General features: G+C 37.7%; 19 protein-coding genes and 1 riboswitch. Of the genes, 5 read left to right on the top strand and 14 right to left on the bottom strand.

Annotated elements, in window-relative coordinates:
• Window positions 1–27: 27 nt before the first annotated feature.
• The 6 genes from ACXYMZ_RS01655 to ACXYMZ_RS01630 all read right to left on the bottom strand — a co-directional run bounded on the left by ACXYMZ_RS01655 (window position 28) and on the right by ACXYMZ_RS01630 (window position 6,752).
• Window positions 28–1,038, bottom strand: coding sequence for an acyltransferase family protein (locus ACXYMZ_RS01655; RefSeq protein ID WP_458946610.1), 1,011 nt, complete (start codon window positions 1,036–1,038; stop codon window positions 28–30).
• 338 nt (window positions 1,039–1,376) lie between these two features.
• On the bottom strand, window positions 1,377–1,568 hold the full coding sequence (locus ACXYMZ_RS01650) for a hypothetical protein (protein ID WP_458946609.1): 192 nt from the start codon (window positions 1,566–1,568) through the stop codon (window positions 1,377–1,379).
• 52 nt (window positions 1,569–1,620) lie between these two features.
• A complete protein-coding gene (locus ACXYMZ_RS01645) occupies window positions 1,621–3,015 on the bottom strand; it encodes an L-cystine transporter (RefSeq protein WP_458946608.1) in 1,395 nt (464 codons plus the stop codon).
• A 185-nt stretch (window positions 3,016–3,200) separates the two neighbouring features.
• On the bottom strand, window positions 3,201–3,641 hold the full coding sequence (locus tag ACXYMZ_RS01640) for an OsmC family protein (RefSeq protein WP_458946607.1): 441 nt from the start codon (window positions 3,639–3,641) through the stop codon (window positions 3,201–3,203).
• Between the two features lie 104 nt (window positions 3,642–3,745).
• Window positions 3,746–4,522: a TerC family protein gene (locus ACXYMZ_RS01635; RefSeq protein ID WP_458946606.1), complete on the bottom strand. Its 777-nt coding sequence runs from the start codon at window positions 4,520–4,522 to the stop codon at window positions 3,746–3,748.
• A 487-nt stretch (window positions 4,523–5,009) separates the two neighbouring features.
• Complete coding sequence (locus tag ACXYMZ_RS01630; protein ID WP_458946605.1) at window positions 5,010–6,752, bottom strand: phospho-sugar mutase; 1,743 nt, start codon at window positions 6,750–6,752, stop codon at window positions 5,010–5,012.
• Between the two features lie 181 nt (window positions 6,753–6,933).
• Here ACXYMZ_RS01630 and ACXYMZ_RS01625 point away from each other — a divergent pair, with 181 nt between their 5' ends.
• From ACXYMZ_RS01625 to recQ, 3 genes are all read left to right on the top strand, one after another.
• Entirely contained in the window at window positions 6,934–8,028 is a 1,095-nt protein-coding gene (locus tag ACXYMZ_RS01625; protein ID WP_458946604.1) for an AI-2E family transporter, read from the top strand.
• 70 nt (window positions 8,029–8,098) lie between these two features.
• A complete protein-coding gene (locus ACXYMZ_RS01620) occupies window positions 8,099–8,284 on the top strand; it encodes an SE1832 family protein (protein WP_458946603.1) in 186 nt (61 codons plus the stop codon).
• 382 nt (window positions 8,285–8,666) lie between these two features.
• Window positions 8,667–10,808: a DNA helicase RecQ gene (gene recQ / locus ACXYMZ_RS01615; protein ID WP_458946602.1), complete on the top strand. Its 2,142-nt coding sequence runs from the start codon at window positions 8,667–8,669 to the stop codon at window positions 10,806–10,808.
• A gap of 110 nt (window positions 10,809–10,918) precedes the next feature.
• Here recQ and ACXYMZ_RS01610 read toward each other — a convergent pair whose 3' ends face one another.
• Complete coding sequence (locus tag ACXYMZ_RS01610; RefSeq protein ID WP_458946601.1) at window positions 10,919–12,163, bottom strand: aminopeptidase; 1,245 nt, start codon at window positions 12,161–12,163, stop codon at window positions 10,919–10,921.
• Window positions 12,164–12,768: 605 nt separating this feature from the next.
• On the opposite strand from ACXYMZ_RS01610, the gene ACXYMZ_RS01605 reads away from it, so the two are divergent.
• The gene (locus ACXYMZ_RS01605; protein ID WP_458946600.1) at window positions 12,769–13,101 is read left to right on the top strand and encodes a winged helix-turn-helix transcriptional regulator; all 333 of its coding nucleotides are present in this window, start codon (window positions 12,769–12,771) and stop codon (window positions 13,099–13,101) included.
• Window positions 13,102–13,160: 59 nt separating this feature from the next.
• Here ACXYMZ_RS01605 and hutG read toward each other — a convergent pair whose 3' ends face one another.
• The 7 genes from hutG to megL form a co-directional block, all read right to left on the bottom strand.
• Window positions 13,161–14,114 (bottom strand): formimidoylglutamase, encoded by a 954-nt coding sequence (hutG, locus tag ACXYMZ_RS01600; RefSeq protein ID WP_458946599.1) that lies wholly within the window; start codon window positions 14,112–14,114, stop codon window positions 13,161–13,163.
• Entirely contained in the window at window positions 14,111–15,364 is a 1,254-nt protein-coding gene (gene hutI, locus ACXYMZ_RS01595; protein WP_458946598.1) for an imidazolonepropionase, read from the bottom strand. Before hutI ends, hutG begins: the two co-directional genes overlap by 4 nt.
• The gene (hutU, locus tag ACXYMZ_RS01590; RefSeq protein WP_458946597.1) at window positions 15,364–17,025 is read right to left on the bottom strand and encodes a urocanate hydratase; all 1,662 of its coding nucleotides are present in this window, start codon (window positions 17,023–17,025) and stop codon (window positions 15,364–15,366) included. Before hutU ends, hutI begins: the two co-directional genes overlap by 1 nt.
• A complete protein-coding gene (hutH, locus tag ACXYMZ_RS01585) occupies window positions 17,026–18,546 on the bottom strand; it encodes a histidine ammonia-lyase (protein WP_458946596.1) in 1,521 nt (506 codons plus the stop codon).
• Window positions 18,547–18,783: 237 nt separating this feature from the next.
• On the bottom strand, window positions 18,784–19,299 hold the full coding sequence (locus ACXYMZ_RS01580; protein ID WP_458946595.1) for an acyl-CoA thioesterase: 516 nt from the start codon (window positions 19,297–19,299) through the stop codon (window positions 18,784–18,786).
• A gap of 255 nt (window positions 19,300–19,554) precedes the next feature.
• Window positions 19,555–20,991: a cardiolipin synthase gene (cls, locus tag ACXYMZ_RS01575; RefSeq protein ID WP_458946594.1), complete on the bottom strand. Its 1,437-nt coding sequence runs from the start codon at window positions 20,989–20,991 to the stop codon at window positions 19,555–19,557.
• A gap of 270 nt (window positions 20,992–21,261) precedes the next feature.
• The gene (gene megL, locus ACXYMZ_RS01570; protein ID WP_458946593.1) at window positions 21,262–22,446 is read right to left on the bottom strand and encodes a methionine gamma-lyase; all 1,185 of its coding nucleotides are present in this window, start codon (window positions 22,444–22,446) and stop codon (window positions 21,262–21,264) included.
• Between the two features lie 260 nt (window positions 22,447–22,706).
• Between megL and rarD the strand changes: the two genes are divergently transcribed.
• Entirely contained in the window at window positions 22,707–23,624 is a 918-nt protein-coding gene (gene rarD, locus ACXYMZ_RS01565; RefSeq protein ID WP_458946592.1) for an EamA family transporter RarD, read from the top strand.
• Window positions 23,625–23,806: 182 nt separating this feature from the next.
• A riboswitch (SAM riboswitch) is annotated at window positions 23,807–23,923 on the top strand.
• Window positions 23,924–23,940 lie beyond the last annotated feature (17 nt).

Here is a 23,940-nt window from a genome sequence, read left to right as displayed (position 1 = left end):
CACAGTTTGCATGTGTCAGGCGATTTTTTAGTTGTCTGTTTGTGTTTTCTTTTGTTCTAATTTTTCCTTTATCCAAGTTGCTTTACCTTCAATAAGTGGTTGCGTTATTCCAACGACAAATTTAGTTGCTAGCAAGTATACAAGCCCAGCAGATATCGCTGCTAAACCGATGACATCCATGAAGTTAGTTACCGTAAATATTGAAGCTTCACGGAAATATTGAATGAAAAATCCATGCAGTAAATAAACCGTTAATGTGTTGGCACCGATTGATGTAAAGCCAACAATATGATTTTTTGGAATCCAAGCGAGAACACTAACTACCATGATGGCGGCTAGTAGATAAACGGCAAGACGAATCAAGCCACCATATGTCGATGCACCAAGGTCTGCATATGAACTCGAATGCAATAACCACCCCGTCGAGATACCGGGTAACATGTGGACGGCAATCGCGATTAAAGCTAGTACTAGCAATCCGATGCGCATAACTGTTGTTTTTTTAACAAGCATTAGTTGTTTTTCCGTTACAAGATATCCTAGTAGGAAGAACGGGAAAAATACCAATGTACGTGACAAGCTAAACATGTGACCAATCGGCGTGATATACCCAACAAGAATTCCGATTAGTACTGCCAGTGAGACGGCATAACCAGGTTTTAATTTTTTATAGAAATACAATAAAATATGCCAGAAAAATAGACTCATTAAAAACCAAAGTGACCACTGTGGATGGAATAATCCTGAGAGCCATCCTGATTTACCAATTAGGAAATAATATGCTGTATAAATCATTTGGAAGATAAAATATGGTACCAAGATTTTTTTAAATAAGTTCCAGATGTATTCTTTCGTTCCTAAGCCTTTTGCGAAAAAGCCAGAAATAAAAATAAATGCCGGCATATGAAAAATATATATCCATGTATATAGCGAATTAATTCCATTCGCATCGCTTGTGTAGGGTTGGATCATATGTCCAAATACAACAAAAAAGATTAATATTACTCGTGCATTATCAAAAAACGCGTTTCTTTCCATCTTCTGCTTCATCCCTCTTGTCTATAATTGTTGTAAATTAAATTGCTGTTTATCTACTCTATCCGTTTTGCGAGCAGGTTAGGCAAAAGACACTGGAAAATCATTCAATTGTAAGTTCGGTGTAATTATTGTGCAAGAAAGTTACTTGTTTGTCATTGAGGTGTAAAGATGTTGGATTATTTTGGGTGCTCGGGGTTGGGGTGGTGCTGTGAAATGTGAACTTCGGGATAATGTGTGTCTACTTCGGGATATTCTGTGAAGACTTCAGGATTTTCTGTGTCCATTTCGGGATATTGTATGGCAACTTCGGGATTTCCACTAAATGAACTCTTTTTCAGTTAAAAATAGGACTGTACATTACTTAAAGATAGCTCTTCAGTATTTTTTTTGAGCTTAAGTCGAAATGCTTGCTCGGAATTGTGAACTTCAGCTTTTTGTGTGTCCGCTTCAGCATATTGTGTTACGACTTCAGCATAAGTTGTGTCTACTTCAGCATATTTTGTTACAACTTCAGCATTGTCACAAAACAACCACCAAAAAACCGCCCCTCCACAAAGGAAAGGCGGTCTTACTAATTTAAAATTAAACTGTTGCTTGGTCAGCTACTGAATCTTTATCGTTGAACTTCGTTGCATCATGGTTACCCATAATTTTCGACGTAAGTGTTCCTGAAAGCATTGAACCGTTTACGTTTAATGCAGTACGGCCCATGTCGATAAGTGCTTCAACTGAAATTAATAGACCTGCAAGACCAACTGGTAGACCCATTGACGAAAGTACGATGATTGCTGCGAATGTCGCACCGCCACCAACACCAGCTACTCCAAATGAGCTAATCGCAGTGATTAGAACAAGTGGAATTAAGAAGTCCATTGCTAATGGGTTAATTCCTACAGTTGGTGCAATCATTACTGCAAGCATTACTGGATAAATTCCAGCACACCCGTTTTGCCCCATTGTTGCTCCAAATGAAGCTGAGATATTTGCTGTTCCATCATCTACTCCAAGACCATTTTTCTGTGCTTGAATATTGATTGGAATTGTTCCGGCACTTGAACGTGAAGTGAAAGCAAAGATTAAAGCTGGAGCTGCTTTTCTCACGTATGTGATTGGATTCAATCCGAATACACCTACAAGAATTAAGTGAATAATAAACATTGCGATTAACGCAACATATGAAGCAAGTACGAATTTACCAAGCTCTAAGACGCCTGCATAGTTTGTAGTTGCTACCATGTTTGTCATCATTGCTAATACACCATATGGCGTAAGACGTAGAATTAATGTAACAATTCGCATGACAACACTGTAAATAGCATTGACTGCTCTCACAAATAATTCTGCGTGTTCTGGTTGTTTTCTTCTAACTCCAAGTACTGCTACCCCAACAATTAGTGAAAAGATTACTACTCCGATAACAGATGTTGGACGTTGGTTTGTCATATCTAAGAAAATATTATTAGGAATAAAGTTCAAAATTCTTTGTGCTGTTGTTTGATCTTCGATTGATGCATAGCGCTCTTCAATTGATGCTGCACGGTCATTTTCTGCTTGACCTGCTTCAATCTGTTCTGCGTTTAAATCAAAAACAAATGCAGTTCCAATACCGATAACTGCTGCGATCATTGTTGTACCAACTAAGATACCAATAACCCATCCAGCCATTTTTCCTAGTTGCTTTGTTTTTTCTAAGTTAATGATTGCACGAATAATGGAAACCATTACGAGTGGTACAACGATTAACATTAGTAAGCGAACATATCCGCTCCCAACAATGCCAAACCAATCCAATGTGCCAGTTAAGACTTCTGAGCCAGCACCATAGATTCCTTGTAAAATTGCACCGAAGACAATACCGATAGCCATTGCAGTAAATACACGTATTGCAAATGAGATGTGTTTCTTTTGCATGTATAGTAAAACACCGATAATTGCTGCCAGCGCTAGAATATTAAGTAATATAAAAACAGTATTCAATATGATGTTCCTCCTTTAATTCGCACTACTATCAACGTTAATCACTTTGTTGATAATTCCTATGCGTTTACTCTGATATAGACTATACAGTCATTTTCATTTTTGTGCAAGAGAATTTATTTATTATGTTTATTTTTATCTTTTCTATACATTAAAAAAGTCGGTCGGCTAAAAATCCCCGTCAATTAACTCAACTTTGGTTGAAGTTCGAGCTCTACATTTCCTTTGATTGCTCGAGAAATCATACAGCTGGATTCTGCTTTCTCAACTAGAATTCTAAGCATCCGATGATCTTTTTCAGTTGCATCATCAGTTAAAACGACTGTTGGTTTATGAATTATTTTTTTATACGTAAAGACACCATTTGTTACATCCACTATTCCTTCAGCATCATGAGACATTTCCTTTAAAGGTAGTTTTCGACGCTCGATAAGTGCAGCTAATGTGATGACATAGCAAGTAGCAGCTGCTGCAAGTAACATTTCATCTGGATTTGTTCCAATTCCTGGTCCATCCATTTCTTCTGGTATAGATATTTTCGTCTTTAATTTTCCTGCGTCAAGAGAGCCTACGTTATTTCGCCCACCTGGCCATTCTGCTTTCAAATAAAAATGATGTTCCGCCATATTATCACCTCACGCGTCATTTTAGCATAAACCTTTCTTAAGTTATGCAAATATGCACTAAAGGAAGATAAGCCTTCGCTCATCTTCCTTTATTAGTATGCTGCCTATTCTACTTTTGTTTTTGTTTTGTCTTTTGAAAAGAACCAACCACCTACTGCAATACCTACAAGAACAATGTAGAAGGTTAGCTTCCAAGCTGTTGAATGCGGGAAGGCCTGAGGGATTAACATGACGTCATCATGTGCTAATACAAGGACTGCTAGTTTCACACCTACCCAACCAACAATAAGGAAAGCTGCTACTTCTAAGCCCGGACGTTTCGCTAGTAAACCAACGAAAATATTGGCTGCAAAACGCATAATAATAAGTCCGATCATTCCCCCGATAAAGATAACTGCAAATTGCCCTGTATCGAGACTTCCTATTTCTCCAAGTCCAGTTGGCGGTAATGCTACTGCAAGCGCCACTGCTGCAAGAATAGAGTCAATAGCGAATGCTAAGTCAGCAAACTCAACTTTTAAGACAGTAAGCCAGAACTCTTTTGGTGATGCTTCTTTGAGCACTTTTTTCTCAACAATAACTTCTTCTTTCTTTGGTTTAAATCGATCGTATAAATTCTTGAAGGAAATTCCGAGTAGGTAAACCGCACCTAACGCTTGAATCCACCATACTTCTACTAAGAATGAAATAACGAATAATGACCCGAAACGTAAAACAAATGCACCTGCTAAACCATAAAATAATGCTCTTTTCCGTTGTTTTTCAGGTAAGTGTCTAACCATAATTGCTAATACTAAGGCGTTATCTGCTGCTAAAAGTCCTTCTAAACCTATTAATACGATAAGTACCCATAGATATTCTAAAATGAGTTCTGCTCCCAATTCACTCACTCTCCTTTTTGTGATTTGATTAATGAATTTCTATAATTGTGCCGCTGAATAGTGCAACGATTTTATGAGTAAAATCTCGATACTTAGTTTTAACATAGCCTTTTATTACAAAAGCTAATCCTCTAACCAACTTACTAATTGCTTTTTCAAATCAAGCGTCATATGTTTTTTCATATGTACTACATCAACTTTTACCTCTTTTCTCCATAAAAAAATGGCCTTATCGACGGATAAAGGCCAAAAAAAGACCTTTACCCCCCTAAGTTGGTAAAGGTCTCGCTAACAACGGATGTTGCCAATCAAGCCGGAGATATTATCTCGTAATGACGACTTAAATTGTGCAGCTACTCCCCTTTAAGAACTATATTAATACTATTATTAAACAGCATTCGTATTAAAAAGTCAATTTCTAAAAACTACTAGCGGGATTGTAATTTATTCATTTCAATTACATTTCCCGAATCTTATTCTTTTACTCCTAATACGTCTCAAGAAGATCTGCTACGATTTGTTCCAATGCTGTTTTTAATTCATTTATTCTATCTATGCTATCTGCCTTACTAGTTCCCTTCACACCATAATAATATTTCAATTTTGGCTCTGTTCCTGATGGTCTGAAACTAACCCAGGAATCATCAGCTAAAATAAATTTCACCATATTTTCTTTTGGTAAATGAAGCTGCTCTGTTTCTTTCGTTTCGACAAGTAGGCTTTCACTTGTTAAATAATCTTCTATCTTTTCTACTTTTAAATCAGCAATTTCTGAAGGCGAATGCTTCCTAATCCCTTCCATAATATGCGCGGTTTGAGATTGCCCAGCACGACCTTCTAATTGTAAATGATTCAATCCTTCTAGATAATATCCGTGCTTTTCATATAAGTCTTCTAATGCTTGAAAAACTGTTTTGCCTTTGTTTTTCCAGTAATAAGCCATTTCGGCTGTTAAGACAGCTGCTTGCACTGCATCTTTATCACGAGAAAAGTCGTTAATTAAGTAGCCATAGCTCTCTTCAAATCCAAAAACAAATGTTTCGCCGGTTGAACCGAATGTTGAGATTTTCTCAGAAATATATTTAAATCCAGTCAGTGTTTCAATTGTTTCTACACCATAGGAGGAAGCAATTTCTCGTCCCAGTTCTGTAGTGACAACTGTCTTAATCATTCTCGGGTTACGGTAAATATGTAAATCTGTATGTATTAAAATATAATCCAAAAGTAAAGAACCTAGTTGATTTCCCGTTAAAACAATATAATTTCCATTTTCGTCTCTAACCGCTGCTCCTAACCGATCTGCATCAGGGTCGGTTGCAAGGAGAAGATCTGCGTTGATTTTCTCTCCGTACGCTATTGCGAGATTAAACGCTTGATGTTCTTCAGGATTGGGTGACTCGACAGTCGAAAACTCTGGGTCTTCTGTCAGCTGCTCCTCCACTAGAGTTACATTAGGAAAGTTTATTCTTTCAAACCCTTGGCTTACTAAACTTGTTCCCGTTCCATGTAAGGGCGTATAGACAATTTTTAAATCCTTTTCTTTTTTCTGTTCCTCTTCACTTAATTTCGTTATCCCATGCAACTGCTCCAAATAAGCAAGGTCAATTGCCTCGTCCAACCAGATTAAATCCCCTGCATCTTCAAGTTCAGCCTGTGTAGAAATTGGAACAAATAACTCATTATCAATTTGTTTGATTGCTTGAATGATTTGCAGTGCTTCCTCTTGAACGATTTGCCCACCTGTTTCATTGTAAACCTTCAACCCATTATATTCTGGTGGGTTATGACTAGCTGTAACCATTATTCCCGCTACAGCGCTTAAATGACGTACAGCAAAAGAAAGTAGTGGCGTCGGTTTAATCGTTTGAAAAACATAGCTACGAATTCCATGTGCTCCCAATACTTGTGCCGCTTCTATAGAAAATTCCTTTGACATGTATCTGGAATCATACGCAATAACGACCCCACGGTGCTTTACATTTACTTCATTTTCTAAAAGATAATGCGCGAGCCCGTGGACAGCTTTACGTACAGTATAAATATTCATGCGATTTGTACCAGGTCCAAGCAAACCTCGAATACCACCTGTACCAAAAGTTAACTCTTGGTAAAAGGCATCTTCTAAGTTTTTTTCATCTATTTTCAATATATCTAACTCTTCTTTAAGGGCATGATTTAAATCTGGATACCCAGCCCACTGTTCATACGTTTGTCTCCAACTTCTACCCATCGTTATTCCTCCATCAAATCTCTCTACCCAAAATAGTATCATATTGAAATTTAATATTCTATTAAACTCGTATATATCGCCATTCATCCGTCTATACTAATTAATAACTCCTTCTATTATAAGCTTTTATAGGAAAATTAATAGAATTAATTAAATTCTGCAGAAGAAAGTTGGGATTTCCATGAAAAACAAAAGATTTTTTGAAGTATTAACTGGTATCATCTTAATTTTCCTATTGGTTTTATTGATTTCCGCAACGGACTTTATCTTTCTACCATTGTTTCAATTAATTAGTGCTGTAGCATTTCCAATCATTGGAGCGGGCATACTGTATTACTTAACAAGACCACTCATGTTTTTCTTCATGCGCCTTAAAATTCACCGGATACTCGCAATCGTTTTTGTTTTCATTATCATTATCGTGCTTGCATTCTTATTTATTATGTATATTTGGCCAGTTGTACGAGATCAGACAACTAATTTTATAGCAACCATACCTACGATGATGACGGTTGCGCAAGATTTTATTGCTTACTGGGAGGAAAATTATATTTTAATTCCAGATCAGTTTATTGGTACGATAGAAGATTTTATCAATAGTTTCCCTTCAAGAATTGATGATATTTTTAATAACCTTGTCTCATTTTTAAGTGGCTTGATTGGGCAAGTGATTAGTTTCTTTATCGGATTCTTCTTAATTCCGTTTTTCTTATTCTTCATGTTAAAAGATGGGGAAAAACTAATGCCCTTTATCCTACAATTTTTTTCAAGAAAAAAAGCAGCAAATTTACGTAGTTTATTCATGAAAATTGATATTGTTTTAAAATCGTTTATCCAAGGTCAGCTAATTGTTAGTTTTGCTGTGGGAATTCTTCTATTAATTGGTTACTGGATTATTGGTTTAGAATACGCAGTTGCTCTCGCTTTATTTGGAATGGTGACAAACGTTATCCCGTATTTAGGTCCGTTTATTGCTGTTGCACCAGCTCTTTTAATTGGTGCTTTTCAAGACCCTATGAATCTCATTTGGATCTCGATTATTATGATTGTTGCACAACAAATCGAAAGTAGTTTGATTTCGCCAAATGTGATGGGCCAAATTTTAAGTCTGCATCCACTGACCATTATTACCGTGATATTGGCTGCTGGAAGCATCGCAGGTTTTATTGGAATTTTATTCGCAGTTCCGTTCTATGCAGTCATTCGTACGATTATCGTTCATTTTTATGAAACTTATGTTGATACGAAGAAAGATAAGGAAGATGCATTGTTGTAGTTTTCCCTATGAAAAATAGCTTTTGCATATTACAATGTGAGTAATGGTGGTTTTTATAGGGGGGATTATTTTGACACGTAAGGAACTAGAAGCAAAATTAGCCGAATTGAAATCGGATTATGTCCGCATTCAAAGCGACATGGATAAATTAGAGTATGTGAAAGGTAGAGTTTCTTCAGCAGAAGGTCAACTTATTAGGCTGGAAGGTGAAATCTCTGAGGTTAACCGTCAACTCGACGCCCTAGACGAAGAGTAAAGCAGTCGCTTTGCTCTTTTTTATTTTCAAAAGACCTTCTTCTAACTGGAGGTTCGCAGTCCGAATACCCCTCCCTTTTCCACAGGCGGCTGGTGAGCTTCCTCCTGTAGGAGTGTCGGGGTATTCGGACTGCTTATATGAAATATCTTACTTAGCCTTTTGAATATTGTAAGAATAAAATAATAGCATTCACTACTACATTTCAATATATTCTAGGATTGATTTTCTTTCAATTTGGGGATTGTTCTTAGTCATGTTAGATACTTTTATAATTACACGCTATAAAATAACTATGTTAACTCTCCAACAAATTTGATAGATTACACAGTTAAAAATTTATGATAGGATTAAGCTATATTACTAGAAAGGAGTGGGTAAGGAAATGTTAGTTAAGGAAAAAAATCTTCTTCAGACCTATTTTGGGTTTGAAACTTTCCGTCCTGGACAGCAGGAAGCGATTGAACATATTTTAAAGTTCGATAATACGCTTGCTGTGATGCCAACTGGTGGCGGAAAATCTCTAATCTATCAAATCCCCGGATTATCGATGGAAGGCACCGCACTTATTATTTCTCCACTTATTTCACTCATGAAAGATCAAGTCGATGCATTAGAATCCTTAGGTATACCAGCAACATACATTAACAGCTCGCTTTCACCAGAAGAGCTACATACGTGCCTACGCAATATTGCTGATGGGCGGTATAAGTTTGTCTATGCTGCACCAGAGCGTTTTGAATCTGCTCATTTCACGGATCTCATGCGCCGAACCAATATTAATCTAGTAGCTTTTGATGAAGCGCACTGTATTTCACAGTGGGGACATGATTTCCGACCAAGTTACAGATCCATCGTTCCGCAACTACAGGAACTCGGAAATATTCCGGTTTTTGTTGCACTTACTGCGACAGCTACAGATGAAGTTATCAAAGATATTCAATCCTTGCTCTCCATCGAGGATACACAAACAATTAACACTGGATTCGAAAGAGCAAATCTAGCTTTTCATTTGGTAAAAGGCAAGGATAAAAAGAGTTATGTTCGTTCATTTTTAAATGAACATGCCGATGAGTCAGGTATTATTTACACGGCAACTAGAAAACAAGCTGACTCTCTTTATGAGGACTTACATGCACGAGGAATTCCTGTAGCGAAATATCATGCAGGACTTTCTGAAACAGCTAGAAAAAATGCCCAAAATGATTTTCTGCATGACCAAGTCTCTGTCATGGTTGCAACAAATGCATTTGGAATGGGAATCGATAAATCAAACGTCCGTTTTGTTATACACTATGCGATGCCAATGAATATCGAATCTTATTATCAAGAGGCTGGAAGGGCTGGGCGAGATGGGGAAGCAAGTGACTGTATTCTATTATTCTCTCCTCAAGATGTTCAGCTACAGAAGTTTTTAATTGAACAATCATTAATGGATGATGAAGCCAAACAGAATGAATATCGAAAACTACAGGCAATGATCAATTATTGTCACACGCATAGCTGTCTAACAAACTTCATCTTAGATTATTTTGATGATACGGTAGAAAAAACAAGCTGTGATCGCTGTAGTAACTGTACGGAATTACAAGATAAAACCGATATCACCGAAGAAGCGCAGATGATTTTGTCCTGTGTGAAGCGTATGGGTGAACGGTTTGGTGCATCAATGACAGCAAAGGTTCTCAAAGGTTCGAAGGATAAGCGACTCATCGAGTTTCGTTTGAATCAGCTTTCTACCTATGGCCTGCTCTCTGCCTATACAGAGAAGGAAATTACAGAAATGATTCACTTCCTAATTGCTGAGAGTTTCCTAGCAAGTGAGGAAGGGCGTTTTCCAACGCTTAGGTTAAATGAAAATTCCTTACCTGTACTAAAAGGTGAAACAACAGTAGAAATGTATACTGCACCAATTCCTACGACAACAGAAGCAGATTTCAATACCGAGCTTTTCTCAGAACTACGAGCACTTCGAAAACAGCTTGCTGATGAACGAAATGTTCCACCATATATTTTATTCTCAGATGCAACATTAAAAGAATTAAGTCGTTATTTCCCAATATCAAAAGAAGAAATGCTTGATATTAAAGGGATTGGACAGATGAAATATGAGCAGTATGGAGAATCTTTCCTTGAATTAATTCAAGAATGGCGAGAGAAAAATCCATCTGTACAAAAAAAAGTCAGAATTTCTGATGCACCACGTGTTAGAAAGAAGAAAACATCTGATGAAGGGCCAAGCCATATTGTTAGTTATAAGCTTTTCCAATCAGGTAAAACAATTAAGGAAATAGCCGCAATTCGTGAATTTACTACTTTAACCGTGGAAAATCATATTTTTAAAGCGTATAAAGAAGGACATCCTTTAGCTTGGAATATCTTTTTTAATGAAGAAGAAGAACAAAAAGTACTCGCTACAAGAGAAGAAGTAAAAATTGAGAAACTAAAACCACTCAAAGAAGCATTACCAGAAGGCTATGATTATACGAAGATTAAAGCTGTATTAGTGAAAAATGAAATTATGTAATCAGTAGATGTGGTGCTCGAATTGGAGCCAAATCTACTATTCAATCTTTTGAACAAATATTAAAACCCGGATGTCGTGGGAGTTATCCTACACAGCATCCGGGTTATTTTTTAGTCGCCTTTTACATTAAGTGCCCAAGTTCCATTACGGAAAACTGGCTCAGTTGTACCATCTTGCATGACTCCATCGATATCCATTTGTTCAGAACCAATCATAAAGTCAACGTGTACAAGACTATCATTCACACCATGCTTATCTAATTCCTCTGCATCCATTTTTGAACCACCCTCTAAGTTCGTCGGGTAAGCTTTTCCAAGTGCAATATGCACAGATGCATTTTCATCAAATAATGTGTTATAGAAAATCAATCCTGATTGCGAAACAGGTGATTCATGAGGAACAAGTGCGATTTCACCAAGACGACGCGCGCCGTCATCAGAATCTAGTAGATGTTTCAATACCTCTTCGCCTACTTCTGCTTGAAAATCAACTACTTTCCCATCTTTGAACGTTAAGCTGAAATTATCGATTAAGCTTCCACCATAGTTTAATGGTTTTGTACTTGAAACCGTTCCATTCACACCATATTTATGTGGCATTGAAAATACTTCTTCTGTTGGAATATTCGGGTTAAAAGTAGCACCTGTTTCTGCAACAGCTGACCCACCCTTCCAAATGTGACCTTCTGGTAATTCTAACTCTAAATCCGTACCTGGAGCTTTAAAAATAAGTTTCTTATAGTTTTTATCGTTTAGCACTTGATGTGCTGTTCTTAATGTTGCGTTATGCGCATCCCACGCAGCAATCGGGTCTTCCTGGTCAACTCTCACAATTTTTAAAATTGCTTCCCAAAGGCTTTCTACTGCGTCTTCTGCTGATTTATCAGGGAAAATCTTTTGTGCCCAATCTTTTGATGGGATTGAAATAATTGACCAAGGAATTCTGTCGTTCATTGTGTACTCACGGAAGTTCCCTGTTGCTTGAGCTGCTGCTTTGTTAGCACTTGCAACGCGTACTGGGTCAATATCCTTTAATAAATCTGGGTTTGTTGAGCGTATATTAAGTACTGCTGCTCCGTCTTCTGCAAACTCATCAAGGAGTTTTACGCGCCATTCAGGGAATGATGCAATAACTGATTCTGGGGCATATTCGTATCTAAGTAGAGTCATTTCATCATCTACCCAGTTCACGTAAACATCTTTCGCTCCCATTTCATATGCTTTTCTTACGACTAATTTTGTGAAATCAGCGCCCTCTAGTGGAGCGTTGATCATTAATGCTTGGCCTTGTTGAAGATTTACACCTGTCTTCAATGCTAGTTCTGCATACTTTTCTTGTAATTCAATACTCGCCATTATTTAACCTCCAATTGATACTTTTTCAATCTCCATTATTTCATAAATCATACGATTCACCAACTATTTAGAAGTTTATTTTAAATTCTCTTAGTTTGCGGTTAATGGTTGGTTATTAAGAAAACAACGAAAACAAGCACACCTGTTTCAGTTCCGCAGTTCGGCTGCTACTCGCTTTCCGCAGGCGGCTGGTGAGCCTCGACGCATAGGACGTGCTAATGCAGACGTTGCCACAGGACGTGGCGATCTTAGTCTGCCTCGCACGCTTCGCGATGCTGTGGGGTCTCACCTATGCCTTCTTCCTGCAGGAGTCTCGCAGCAGCCGAACTGCTCCGAGAAGATATTAATTCTTGATTCACCGGATTTAATTTGTTAAAAAATACTCAACCTCGGATGGAAGTTGTTTAAAAAGGATATTATCACAAGATCTCTATTGCTTTCTTAAATACATTTATCATATAATATAATCTTGGTTAAAGTCTTGTCTTTATGGTTAGATTATTTACAATATGAAGTGTTATGTGTTAAACTATTATTAAGTTACTTTTTGTAATTAACGTAAATTCTTATTTTAGGAAATCTATATAGAAATCGAGGTGATCATTATGGAGGAAGTCTTATGTCCACGGTTTGAGAAGGCAATGGGACTGTTGAGTACGAGATGGGTTGGGTTAATTTTATTCGATTTGCTTAAAGGTACGAAACGATTCTCAGAAATGGAAGCTGATTTACCTATTAGTGGAAGATTGCTCTCTGATCGCTTGAAAATGCTTGAAAAAGAAGGCATTGTAGAACGTAATATTTATTCTGAATTCCCGGTTCGAATTGAGTATTCTTTATCTGAAAAGGGCAAGGCATTAGAGCCTGTTATTCGTGAAATTCAATCTTGGGCTGATGGTTATGTTACAAAAGAGGAAGTTGCAGAAGATGCGAAATAAATAATAGCTTGCTTATAACTAAAAATCCCCCATTCGCTTTAGCGTCTAGGGGATTATTTTTATTCTTTATGTTCAATCTTTCCTTTCATAAATTGCAACATGAGATAAGCTGCCACACGACTCGTCATATTACGAAAATCGAGTGTGGGGTCAATTTCAACAATATCCATCATCTTCACTTTGTTATGTTGAGCAGCATATGCAATACTTTTAATTAAAGAATTACTATCCATTCCACCTGGTCCTATTGCTGGGCAACCCGGTGCAAATGCTTGATCAAGAACATCCATATCTACCGAAAGATATATACTATCCACTAAGTCTGATAATCTCTCTACTTCTGCTTTCATGATATTCAAGATTCCTTTGTCCTCTACATCATTCATTGTATAAATTATGATTCCCTGTTCTTTCGAATAATTATCGTAGTCTTTTGCATTCATGAAATCTCGAATACCAATTTGGGTAATATGTTCACCCTTTATTATTTTATCTTCTAATAGTCGACGAAAAGGCGTTCCATTTGTTGGTCCGCCATCCTCTGTGTTTCTTAAATCATGATGGGCATCAAATTGAATGATTCCTATTTTTTTTTCATTGGAAGCAGCTTTAATCGTTGAGTAAGTTACTCCATGATCTCCACCTAAAAACATCCAATTCTCAACAAAACTCTTTTCCATTACATGTGCTACTTCAGCTGTTATTCTACGCTGGCTTTCGACAATATCTGTTGGATGCATGAGCACATCACCAAAGTCCAGAATCGATTCAGTTAAATCCAGCCCCATCTCTCCAGAATAAGTAGTAAAACTTGCTAAGCTGGAACGAATGGCACTTGGGGCGAATGATGCTCCTGAATGACTAATCGAAGACTTTGATAATGGGAGTCCAATTAACCCAAATTTACCTGATGCTCCTACCTCACTATCGACTAATAATTCATTTGCTCTCGTCGTATAACGATCTTTAAAAATTGCTTGACCTGATTGCTTTAAGTAATTCTCTTTTTTCATGTTATCTCCTGCCTTTTGAAAACAACATCTCCCTTTTTAATTACGGTATTCACATGGTTTACTCCGTAGTGATATGGAATATATAAATGATTTGGTGCATCCCAAATAACGATATCCGCTTTTTTTCCAACTGTAATTGAACCTGCATCGTCTCCTCGATTAATTGCATGAGCAGCGTTAACTGTTACAGCATGCCAAATCTCTGCAGGTGACATTTTCAATTTCAATGCAGCGATAGACATAATCAGTTGGAGGTTTTCTGTCACTGAGCTTCCTGGATTAAAGTCAGTTGAGATTGCGATAGCTGCTCCGGCATCAATCATTTCACGAGCCTTGGCATAGCTATCTTTTCCTAAATAAAAGCTTGTTCCTGGTAAAATAACTCCAATTGTATTGGAAGCTGCAAGCTGTTTAATTCCTTCATCAGAAGTAACTGCTAAATGTTCTGCACTAATCGCTCCGACTTCGACAGCAAGCTCCGTCCCTCCAAGCGTATCAATTTCATCGGCATGGATTTTCACTTGGAAACCAGCATCTTTTGCCACTTGTAAAAATTCTCTTGATTGATCCACTGTAAATACTCCTGTTTCGGTAAAAATATCTACAAATTCCGCAAGACTTTTTTCTTTAATCTCAGGAAGCATTGCCTGCATTTCATCTAAAAACCCTTGAGGGTCTTCTTTAAATTCAGGTGGAATAGCATGTGCACCAAGGAATGTGGAAACAAGGTCAACCATATGATTTTCTTTTAATTTAGCTACTATCTCTAATTGTTTTAGCTCTGTTTCGCGGTCTAGTCCATAGCCACTTTTTGCTTCGACGGTTGTCATTCCATAGGAAAGCATGCGATCAAGATGGAACTTTGCTTTTTCATACAAAACATCAAAGTCTGCGTCTCTTGTTGACTGAACAGTAGATAGAATCCCACCGCCCTTTTTTAGGATTTCTAAATAATCTACCCCCTGTTGTTTTAAAGCCATTTCCTTCTCCCGAGAGCCACCAAATACTAAATGTGTATGAGCCTCAACAAGCCCTGGTGTTACTAATCGCCCTTCAGCATCGATTACTTCATCTGCTGTATAGTCAGTCGCTTCTTCAGCTTTTCCTACCCAAGCAACTTTTCCGTCTTTTATTCCTAATGCAGCATTTTCTATTATCGTTAAATCATTCATTGCTTTTCCTTTTACAGGTCCAACTTGATCCATCGGTAATAATTCGCCGATGTTTTGAATTAGTTTATCAAAATGCATTATGATTCTCCCTTCGTTTGATTCATTGGTATTTTAATTTCATTTTCATTTGCAAATTTTATTGCTTGCGCGTAGCCTGCGTCTGCATGACGAATGACACCCATTCCTGGATCGGTCGTTAAAACACGTGCAAGTCTTTCTTCTGCTAGCTCTGTTCCGTCAGCAACAACTACCATGCCAGCATGAAGTGAATAACCCATGCCGACTCCTCCCCCATGATGGAAAGAAATCCATGAGCCCCCGGCAGCTGTGTTAATTAAGGCATTTAAAATAGCCCAGTCACCAACTGCATCACTTCCATCCTTCATTGCTTCTGTTTCGCGATTCGGGGAAGCGACTGAACCGCTATCCAAATGATCACGACCAATCACAATTGGTGCTTTTAATTCTCCTTTTCGAACAAGCTCATTAATAGCAAGCCCCATCTTTTTCCGTTCCCCATAACCAAGCCAACAAATTCGTGCTGGCAGTCCTTGAAAAGCAACCTGTTCCTGTGCCATATCAATCCATCGCATTAACGCTTTATTTTCTGGGAAAAGTTCTTTAAGTAATTGATCTGTGCGGTAAATATCTTCAGGGTCTCCAGATAATGCAACCCAACGAAAAGGTCCTTTGCCCTCTGTAAAAAGTGGACGGATGAAGGCTGGAACAAAGCCTGGAAATTGAAAAGCCGCTTCAAGTCCTTCGTCATACGCTACTTGTCGAATATTATTTCCATAGTCGAATACAATTGCACCTTTCTCTTGATAGGTAAGCATTGCTTCGACATGTTTCTTCATACTTTGCTTTGATTTTTCCACGTATTGCTGTTTATTTTCTGCACGAAGTTTCGTTGCCTCTTCTAGAGAGTAACCAATCGGCACATAGCCATTTAATGGATCGTGTGCTGACGTTTGATCTGTGACAATATCAATCTGGATATCTCTTTTTAATAATTCATGATGCACTTCTGCTGCGTTACCTAAAAGTGCGATGGAGAGAGGGACTCCTTTTTCTTTCGCATCCAGTGCTAATTGAATTGCTTCGGAAATGTCTGTTGTCTCGACATCACAATATTTTGTCTCCAAGCGCTTCTTAATTCTTGAAGGATCAACCTCGACAGCAATCACCACTCCGCCATTCATCGTCACGGCAAGAGGCTGTGCACCTCCCATTCCACCAAGACCAGCTGTTAAAGTGATCGTTGATTGAAGGGAACCATTAAAATGCTTTTTTGCGAGAGCAGCAAACGTTTCGTAGGTTCCTTGTAAAATTCCTTGTGTACCAATATAAATCCAGCTACCAGCAGTCATTTGTCCATACATCATCAGCCCTTTTCGGTCGAGTTCATGGAAATGCTCCCAGGTGGCCCACTTCGGAACGAGTAACGAATTGGCAATTAATGCACGTGGTGCGCGCTCGTGTGTTTTAAAAACACCAACTGGTTTACCAGATTGAATAAGCATTGTTTCATCATTTTCTAAGGCTTTTAATGTCGCAACAATCGCATCAAAGGCCTCCCAGTTCCGTGCTGCCTTACCGATTCCACCATAAACGACTAACTCCTCAGGTTTCTCTGCCACCTCTGGATCAAGGTTGTTATAGAGCATGCGCAAAATTGCTTCCTGCTCCCAGCCTTTACATTCTAATTCTGTCCCTCTCTTCGCTACTACTTTTCTCATTTATTTCCCCACTTCCACAAGATATTTTTGTACATCACTTTCCTGCGCATCTTTTAACCAACTTGTTACGCTTTCAATATCTTTCGAAAAAATTCTGTCCTTTTTTATTGAAGGCACAATCATTCTTGCTTTTTCATAAAAATCTCGGGTGGTTGTCGCCATTTTCGAAGTTCCCCGAATTTCACATGCTTGCAAGGCACAAATAAGTTCAATCGCGACCACTCTTCGTGTATTTCCTAGCATCTCTAAAGCATGACGTGCTGCAATTGTACCCATACTCACGTGATCCTCCTGATTTGCTGAGGAAGGAATCGAATCTACACTTGCTGGATGTGCCAACGTTTTATTTTCAGAAACAAGTGAAGCTGCACTATATTGCATAATCATTGCACCAGATTCAAGTCCAGGATTCGGACTTAAAAAAGCTGGAAGATCATTTAATTGAGGATTTACTAACCTTTCAATGCGTCGTTCTGAAATATTTGCGATTTCAGCAATACCTAGTTTAATAAAATCCATTGCAAAAGCTATTGGCTGGCCATGGAAATTCCCACCCGAAATCACTTTTCTTTCTTTGGAAAAGATTAATGGATTATCAGTCACCGCATTCATTTCAATCGTTAATTTTTCTTTTGCATAATTTATCGTTTGCCAACAAGCACCCAAAACTTGGGGAATACATCTCAAAGAATAGGCATCTTGTACACGTAATTCTCCTTGTCTGGTTGTTAGTTTGCTACCATGTAAATAATTCTTTAATCTTTTAGCCGTGTCGATTTGCTCTTGGTGCCCACGGGCTCGATGTAAGTCTTCATTAAATGCATCGGTAATTCCTTGCAGTCCTTCGAAGGTTAAAGCTGCAATTAGCTCACTTTGCTTTAATAATTTTTCTGCTTCCAGATAAAGAATGACACCAACTGCTGTCATAGCTTGGGTTCCATTGATAAGTGCGAGGCCTTCTTTTGCTTTCAGTGTTAAGGGTTCAATATTTGTTTCCTTCAAAACTTCCTCTGTTGCACAGCGCTGTCCGCGATAAAAAACCTCACCTTCTCCGAGTAACGCTAAGGCTAAATGAGACAGAGGTGCCAAATCACCACTTGCTCCAAGCGAACCTTTTTCCGGGACAACAGGGTGGATTTCCTCATTTAGAAAATCAACAAACTGTTCAATTAATCTAGGACGCACGCCTGAAAAACCTTGAAGCAATGCATTTGCTCGTAGCAATAACATCGCTCGGCTTATGGATTCAGAAAAAGCATCCCCAACCCCACATGCATGCGAATGGATTAGATTTAATTGCAGTTCTTCTAGATATTTTTCATCGATAATGATGTTGCTGAAATTTCCAAAGCCAGTATTGATTCCGTACATAATTTTCTTTTCATCTACAAGTTGTTCCACAAGCTTACGATTTTCTGCGACGAGTTCAACTGCTTCTTCAGCTAGCATTACTTTTTCTTTGCCAAATACTACGCGTTCAATTTCATCCATCGTTAGCGTCAAGCCGGTTAATAATATCATCTTGCACCCCCACGGTATCGCTTTAGTAAAGTAAAGCGAACAAAGTAAAAGGAGGCGCTAGTCGAAACTGCGCCTCCTTGCTATTTAAACAATCTAATGAAAATATCTTGTGATTCATTGGAAAACCTCCAACGTTCATCTTATGAATGAATTCTGAATCTTATCTACTATTGTAAACGCTTTCTTATTTATTGGCAAGTAAAAAAGCCGAGACAATAGATTCGTCTCAGCTTTTTTTTATTTATCCCAAATATAATCGGATCCAATTTCTTGAGCGAAGGATTTCGACTCATTTCGACGGGCTTTACGGTGGGCTGCACGTTCGCTAGCAGATTCGTGTAAAGACTTTTCATAATCTGATTCTGGGTAAACGGGTGGTACTGGAGTTGGTTTTCCATTTTCATCAATCGCTACAAAGGTTAGGAAAGCTGTATTACAAACCTTCTTCTCTTCCGAAACAAGGTTTTCTGTAATTACCTTCACAAATACTTCCATAGATGTTCTACTTGTGTAAGTTACAAATGCTTCAATGAAAATCGCATCCCCTGCACGTACTGGTGTTAAAAAGTCAACAGAGTCAATGGATGCTGTTACTACATTTTTTCTACAATGTTTTACCGCGGCAATTGCAGCTAAGTCATCGATATGTGCAAGTAACATACCGCCGAATAACGTTCCGTGAAAATTCGTATCTGGTGGCTGAACATGTGTTGTTTTTACTGACAATGAATTAGAACATGGTTTTGCTTCCATAATTTCCTCCTAGTAGTTTGGCTATGTTAAGTTCGATGTTGTTAAGATTGCATTCATTTAAAAATAAGAATGCTGTAATGAGCTTCGGAAATATACGAAGACTCCTGCGGGAGGAAAGGCTTAGGTGAGATCCCGCAGTACGCAAAGCGTACGAGGAAGCTCACCAGCCGCCCGCGGAAAGCGAAGTATATTTCCGAAGCGAGTAGATGCTCATAACAAAATTGAACTTAAACAAGACCTATAATGTAAACAATATTATAATACTGGTGATAATAACCGCGCGATGGATTCTTTGAATCGAATGCCGAGCGATCGTTTATCGTATAATTTCTTCGTCATTTGCGTGGAAAGTTTAATATCATTATGAAAAGCTTCTTCTAGCTTTCCGGTAATTTCTTTATCATATATAAATGCATTCACTTCAAAATTCAATCTAAAACTACGTACATCAATATTAGCTGTTCCAACCGTTGCAATTTTACCATCGACGATAATTTGTTTTGCATGTAAAAAGCCATTTTGATAAATATAAATTTCGCCGCCCGCTTCAAGCAAATCCCCACTGTAGGATAATGTTGCCCAATAAACAAATGGATGATCCGGCTTATTCGGAATCATAACCTTTACATCCACACCTGAAAGTGCGGCAATACGCAGTGCATCACGCAAGCTATCATCTGGAATAAAATACGGTGTTTGGATATAGATATACTCTTTTGCTTCCATAATCATCTTAATATAGGCTGTTTTAATTTGTTCAAGTTCCTGATCGGGACCACTTGAAACAATCTGCATCCCTGCATCACCAGCACTTGTTGCTTGATAGTAACGATCTTCGTATAGGATTTCATTTTTAGATGCTTGGTTCCAGTCGAGGATAAATCTTGTCTGCATGCTTTCAACAGTAGAACCTTTAACAATTAAATGGGTATCTCGCCAGTAACCAAATTTCTTATCTTTCCCAAGATATTCATCCCCAATATTAAAGCCACCAATATAACCAATTTTTCCATCAATAATGGCTAACTTTCGGTGGTTTCTATAATTTATTTTAAAGTTAAATATTTTCGCTGGGAAAAATGCTTCCGTTTCTACCCCTGCATGATTCAAACGGCTAATATATTTTTTCCCTAGACTCCTGGAACCCATTGCGTCAAAGAGAAAACGAACCTTTACGCCTTCGTTCGCCTTTTTAATTAGTACCTCTGCAAGCTTGTTCCCAAGTTCATCGTCACGAACAATATAATAGACGAGATGGATATGGTCTTTCGCTCTTCGCAAATCTTGGAGTAAGCGATCGAACTTTTCCTTTCCATCTATAAGAATTTCAACATCATTATCCTGTGAAAAAATTGCTGCATCCGTTCTCATATTCAAGTAGATTAAGCTTTGGTAATCCGCCATGTCTGGGTCTGCATATTCGAATTGATTGGTCTCCATTTCACGTAGTTGCGCTTGTACCGCTGCTTTCAGACCTAAACGACTCTTTGTGTCCCAGATAAAAATACGGCCTTTACTGATTGGTTTTCCAAAAATAAGGTAAAGTAAAAATCCTACGATCGGAATAAAGAGCAGAACCATGAGCCATGCCCAAGTAGAAGATGCATTTTTTCTCTCGAGGAAAACGATCGAACCTCCGAGAATGATATTAACTATTATGACTAAAATTGTAAGAATAGAAATTAAGCTCATCGCCTCACCTGCCCATCGTTCGATTGTTTGCTATTATCTAATATAGCATAACCTTGCGTTTTGTTGCATTTCAAGCGAGTTAAAATTAGGAAGTATTTGGGATTTTATCACAGTAAAAATATAAAAGAAAAAACGCACGTAGAAAATGTGCGTTTATTCAAGCTTTCTTAATTTATAATGAACGGTTTTCTTGATGAAATGATTGGAGCATAATCGCTGTGGTATCTTATCAATCAGCATGAACCTCTCCATTGTAAAATCTGTTGCTTTTTAAAGTAGATCAAGTGCTTGTTCTAGATCCTGCCAAATATCATCCCATGCTTCAAGTCCGACAGAAAGACGAATAAGTTGGTCAGTAATGCCCATTTCGACACGTGCATCTTCTGGGATAACTGCATGTGTCATTGTTGCAGGGTGTTCGATTAGCGTTTCTGCGTCTCCAAGACTTACTGCAATTTTTATAAACGCTAAATTATTCATGAAGCGCTGTGCATCTTCTTTTGTTCCTTTAACTTCAAAGGAAATCATTCCACCTGCATATTTCATTTGTTTCTTAGCAATCTCATAATCCGGGCTATTTGGATCATCAGGAAAATATATTTTGTCCACCTTAGGATGTTCTTTCAACTGTTCGTAAATCTTACTCGCATTCTCGCAATGGCGATCCATTCTAATCGGTAAAGTTTTCAAACCGCGAATAAGCAAAAATGCATCTAGTGGAGACATTATTCCACCGATATCTTTATGCGTTGTCATTGCGACTTCATCCATAAAGTCTTTTTTCCCAACAGCTAGACCTGCGATGACATCTCCATGACCACCAATATATTTAGTTGCACTATGAACAACGACATCACAACCTAAATCCAATGGGCGTTGTAAATATGGTGAGCAAAAAGTATTGTCAACAACTACTGGAATATCAAATTCTTTAGCTACTTTTGCAACAAGCTCTAAGTCAATTAGTTTCATTGTTGGGTTAATCGGTGTCTCCACATAAATAACTTTTGTTTCTGGTTTGATTCTAGCACGAATTTCTTCCTCTGAATCTAGCATGGAAAAGTCAGATGTAATATTATATTTATCCTTCATCATCATTAATAAGCCGTACGTGCAACCATATAATCCTGAAGAACAAAGAATATGATCATTGGCTTTCGTCATCGCAATTAAGATAGCGGAAATTGCTGCCATCCCTGAACCGAATGCTAACCCTCTTTCTCCATTTTCAAGAGCTGCAATTCGTTCTTCTAAAACTCGAACAGTAGGATTCCCAAGTCTTGAATAAATATAGCCATCTTCTTCTCCTGAAAAACGTTTTTCACCCTGCTCTGCTGAGTCGAAAACATATGTCGATGTTTGAAATAGTGGTACAGCTAAACTCCCTAGCATTTCTTTTGGTTCATAACCTTCATGAATGACAGCTGTTTCAAACTTTTGATATTTTTTTGTCATCTTCTTCTACCCCTTTACTAAAATACTTTTTAAATAGGATGACTAGTTTTCTCTCCCTATTTTATGGCTTGTTTCTATAACCTTCTTTCTTTAGCATACTGTAAATTCCAGTACAATGAAAGCGTTTTCTTCATTTGAAAGTATGATGCAATAGTTTGCATGGAGATAAATCTTTTTCGCTTTAATGAGTTAAAGAATTTGCGTTTTATAAATTTTACTTCTAGAATTAATCTATAGATAAGGAAAAGGGAGATGAAAAGTTGGAGTCTAGGGAGTTCAAATTGGGTAGCCTCTCGACGTTTAGTGCGTATTTGATTTGGGGCTTTTTAGTCATCTATTGGAAGTGGATTGATCATATTCCCGCTGCAGAAATTCTTGCGCATCGTTTAATCTGGTCTTTTGTTTTTATGTTAATTTTGCTTGTACTCTTAAGACAATTTTCCTCTTTTCTTAAAGAAACAAGAAACTTATTCCGAGAGCCTAAAAAATTGTTATTAATAACTGCTGCAACAATATTAATCACGATCAACTGGTATTTATTTATTTGGGCAGTTGCTAATGAACATGTCCTGCAAGCGAGTCTAGGCTATTACATAAATCCACTCGTAAGTATTTTATTAGGAATCGTTATTTTACGTGAATCTGTGACTTGGAAACAAGGAGTAGCATTCGTGCTAGCTGCGATTGGAGTACTTTATCTTACATTCCAAAGTGGTATTTTTCCTTGGATTTCTATCGTACTCGCGGTGAGTTTTGCTACTTATGGTTTGATTAAAAAGAAAACAAATCTTTCTGCCGTCCATAGTATTACAATTGAGACAATGATTATTGCTCCGGTAGCTATATTATATTTAGTATTTTTACCAGAACAATCTTTTCAGGTTACCACACCATTTGTTCAAGATAATTTATTATTAATTGGCGGTGGAATTGCAACAATGGTACCTTTAATTTTATTCTCAATGGGAGCTAAAGTTATTCCATTATCGATGGTTGGTATTTTACAATTTATAACGCCAACACTCATGTTAATTCTTGGCGTATTTGTTTATAATGAACCTTTTTCTAAGGATAATTTAATTGCATTTGCATTCATCTGGACAGCATTGTTTCTATACTTAAGTACGGTTTACTACCGGCCCGCGAAGCAAAACAAACGTTTGAGTGAACGTCAATAAAGAAAGTTAATGTACTGCACGCGAACCTATTCTAAGTAGGTTACTAGATCACTAATTTTTGATCAAAATAAAACTATTTAAATTATATGGTTGACATTAGATATCAACTCAGGCTATAATCATCTTTAAATTTAGAAAAGGCCGAACAATTTTTATTGATCAGTCTTTTATAACAATTACATCTCTTATCAAGAGCGGCGGAGGGAATAGGCCCTGTGAAGCCCGGCAACCTAAGAGCAGATATTTTGCTTTTGATGGTGCTAAATCCTACAGATCACAATCGATCTGGAAGATAAGAGGAGGAACAGTATACTTA

The organism is Oceanobacillus sp. CAU 1775 (genome assembly GCF_054482815.1).
The sequence above is the reverse complement of the archived record's forward strand: the minus strand, read 5'-3'. Positions and strand labels throughout refer to the sequence as shown.

Excerpts from the sequence above, each read along its gene's own strand:
- ACXYMZ_RS01655 (WP_458946610.1), bottom strand. The coding sequence starts at position 1,038 with ATGGAAAGAAACGCGTTTTTTGATAATGCACGAGTAATATTAATCTTT.
- ACXYMZ_RS01640 (WP_458946607.1), bottom strand. The coding sequence starts at position 3,641 with ATGGCGGAACATCATTTTTATTTGAAAGCAGAATGGCCAGGTGGGCGA.
- ACXYMZ_RS01630 (WP_458946605.1), bottom strand. The coding sequence starts at position 6,752 with ATGGGTAGAAGTTGGAGACAAACGTATGAACAGTGGGCTGGGTATCCA.
- ACXYMZ_RS01625 (WP_458946604.1), top strand. The coding sequence starts at position 6,934 with ATGAAAAACAAAAGATTTTTTGAAGTATTAACTGGTATCATCTTAATT.
- recQ (WP_458946602.1), top strand. The coding sequence starts at position 8,667 with ATGTTAGTTAAGGAAAAAAATCTTCTTCAGACCTATTTTGGGTTTGAA.
- ACXYMZ_RS01610 (WP_458946601.1), bottom strand. The coding sequence starts at position 12,163 with ATGGCGAGTATTGAATTACAAGAAAAGTATGCAGAACTAGCATTGAAG.
- ACXYMZ_RS01605 (WP_458946600.1), top strand. The coding sequence starts at position 12,769 with ATGGAGGAAGTCTTATGTCCACGGTTTGAGAAGGCAATGGGACTGTTG.
- hutG (WP_458946599.1), bottom strand. The coding sequence starts at position 14,114 with ATGAAAAAAGAGAATTACTTAAAGCAATCAGGTCAAGCAATTTTTAAA.
- hutI (WP_458946598.1), bottom strand. The coding sequence starts at position 15,364 with ATGCATTTTGATAAACTAATTCAAAACATCGGCGAATTATTACCGATG.
- hutU (WP_458946597.1), bottom strand. The coding sequence starts at position 17,025 with ATGAGAAAAGTAGTAGCGAAGAGAGGGACAGAATTAGAATGTAAAGGC.
- hutH (WP_458946596.1), bottom strand. The coding sequence starts at position 18,546 with ATGATATTATTAACCGGCTTGACGCTAACGATGGATGAAATTGAACGC.
- ACXYMZ_RS01580 (WP_458946595.1), bottom strand. The coding sequence starts at position 19,299 with ATGGAAGCAAAACCATGTTCTAATTCATTGTCAGTAAAAACAACACAT.
- cls (WP_458946594.1), bottom strand. The coding sequence starts at position 20,991 with ATGAGCTTAATTTCTATTCTTACAATTTTAGTCATAATAGTTAATATC.
- megL (WP_458946593.1), bottom strand. The coding sequence starts at position 22,446 with ATGACAAAAAAATATCAAAAGTTTGAAACAGCTGTCATTCATGAAGGT.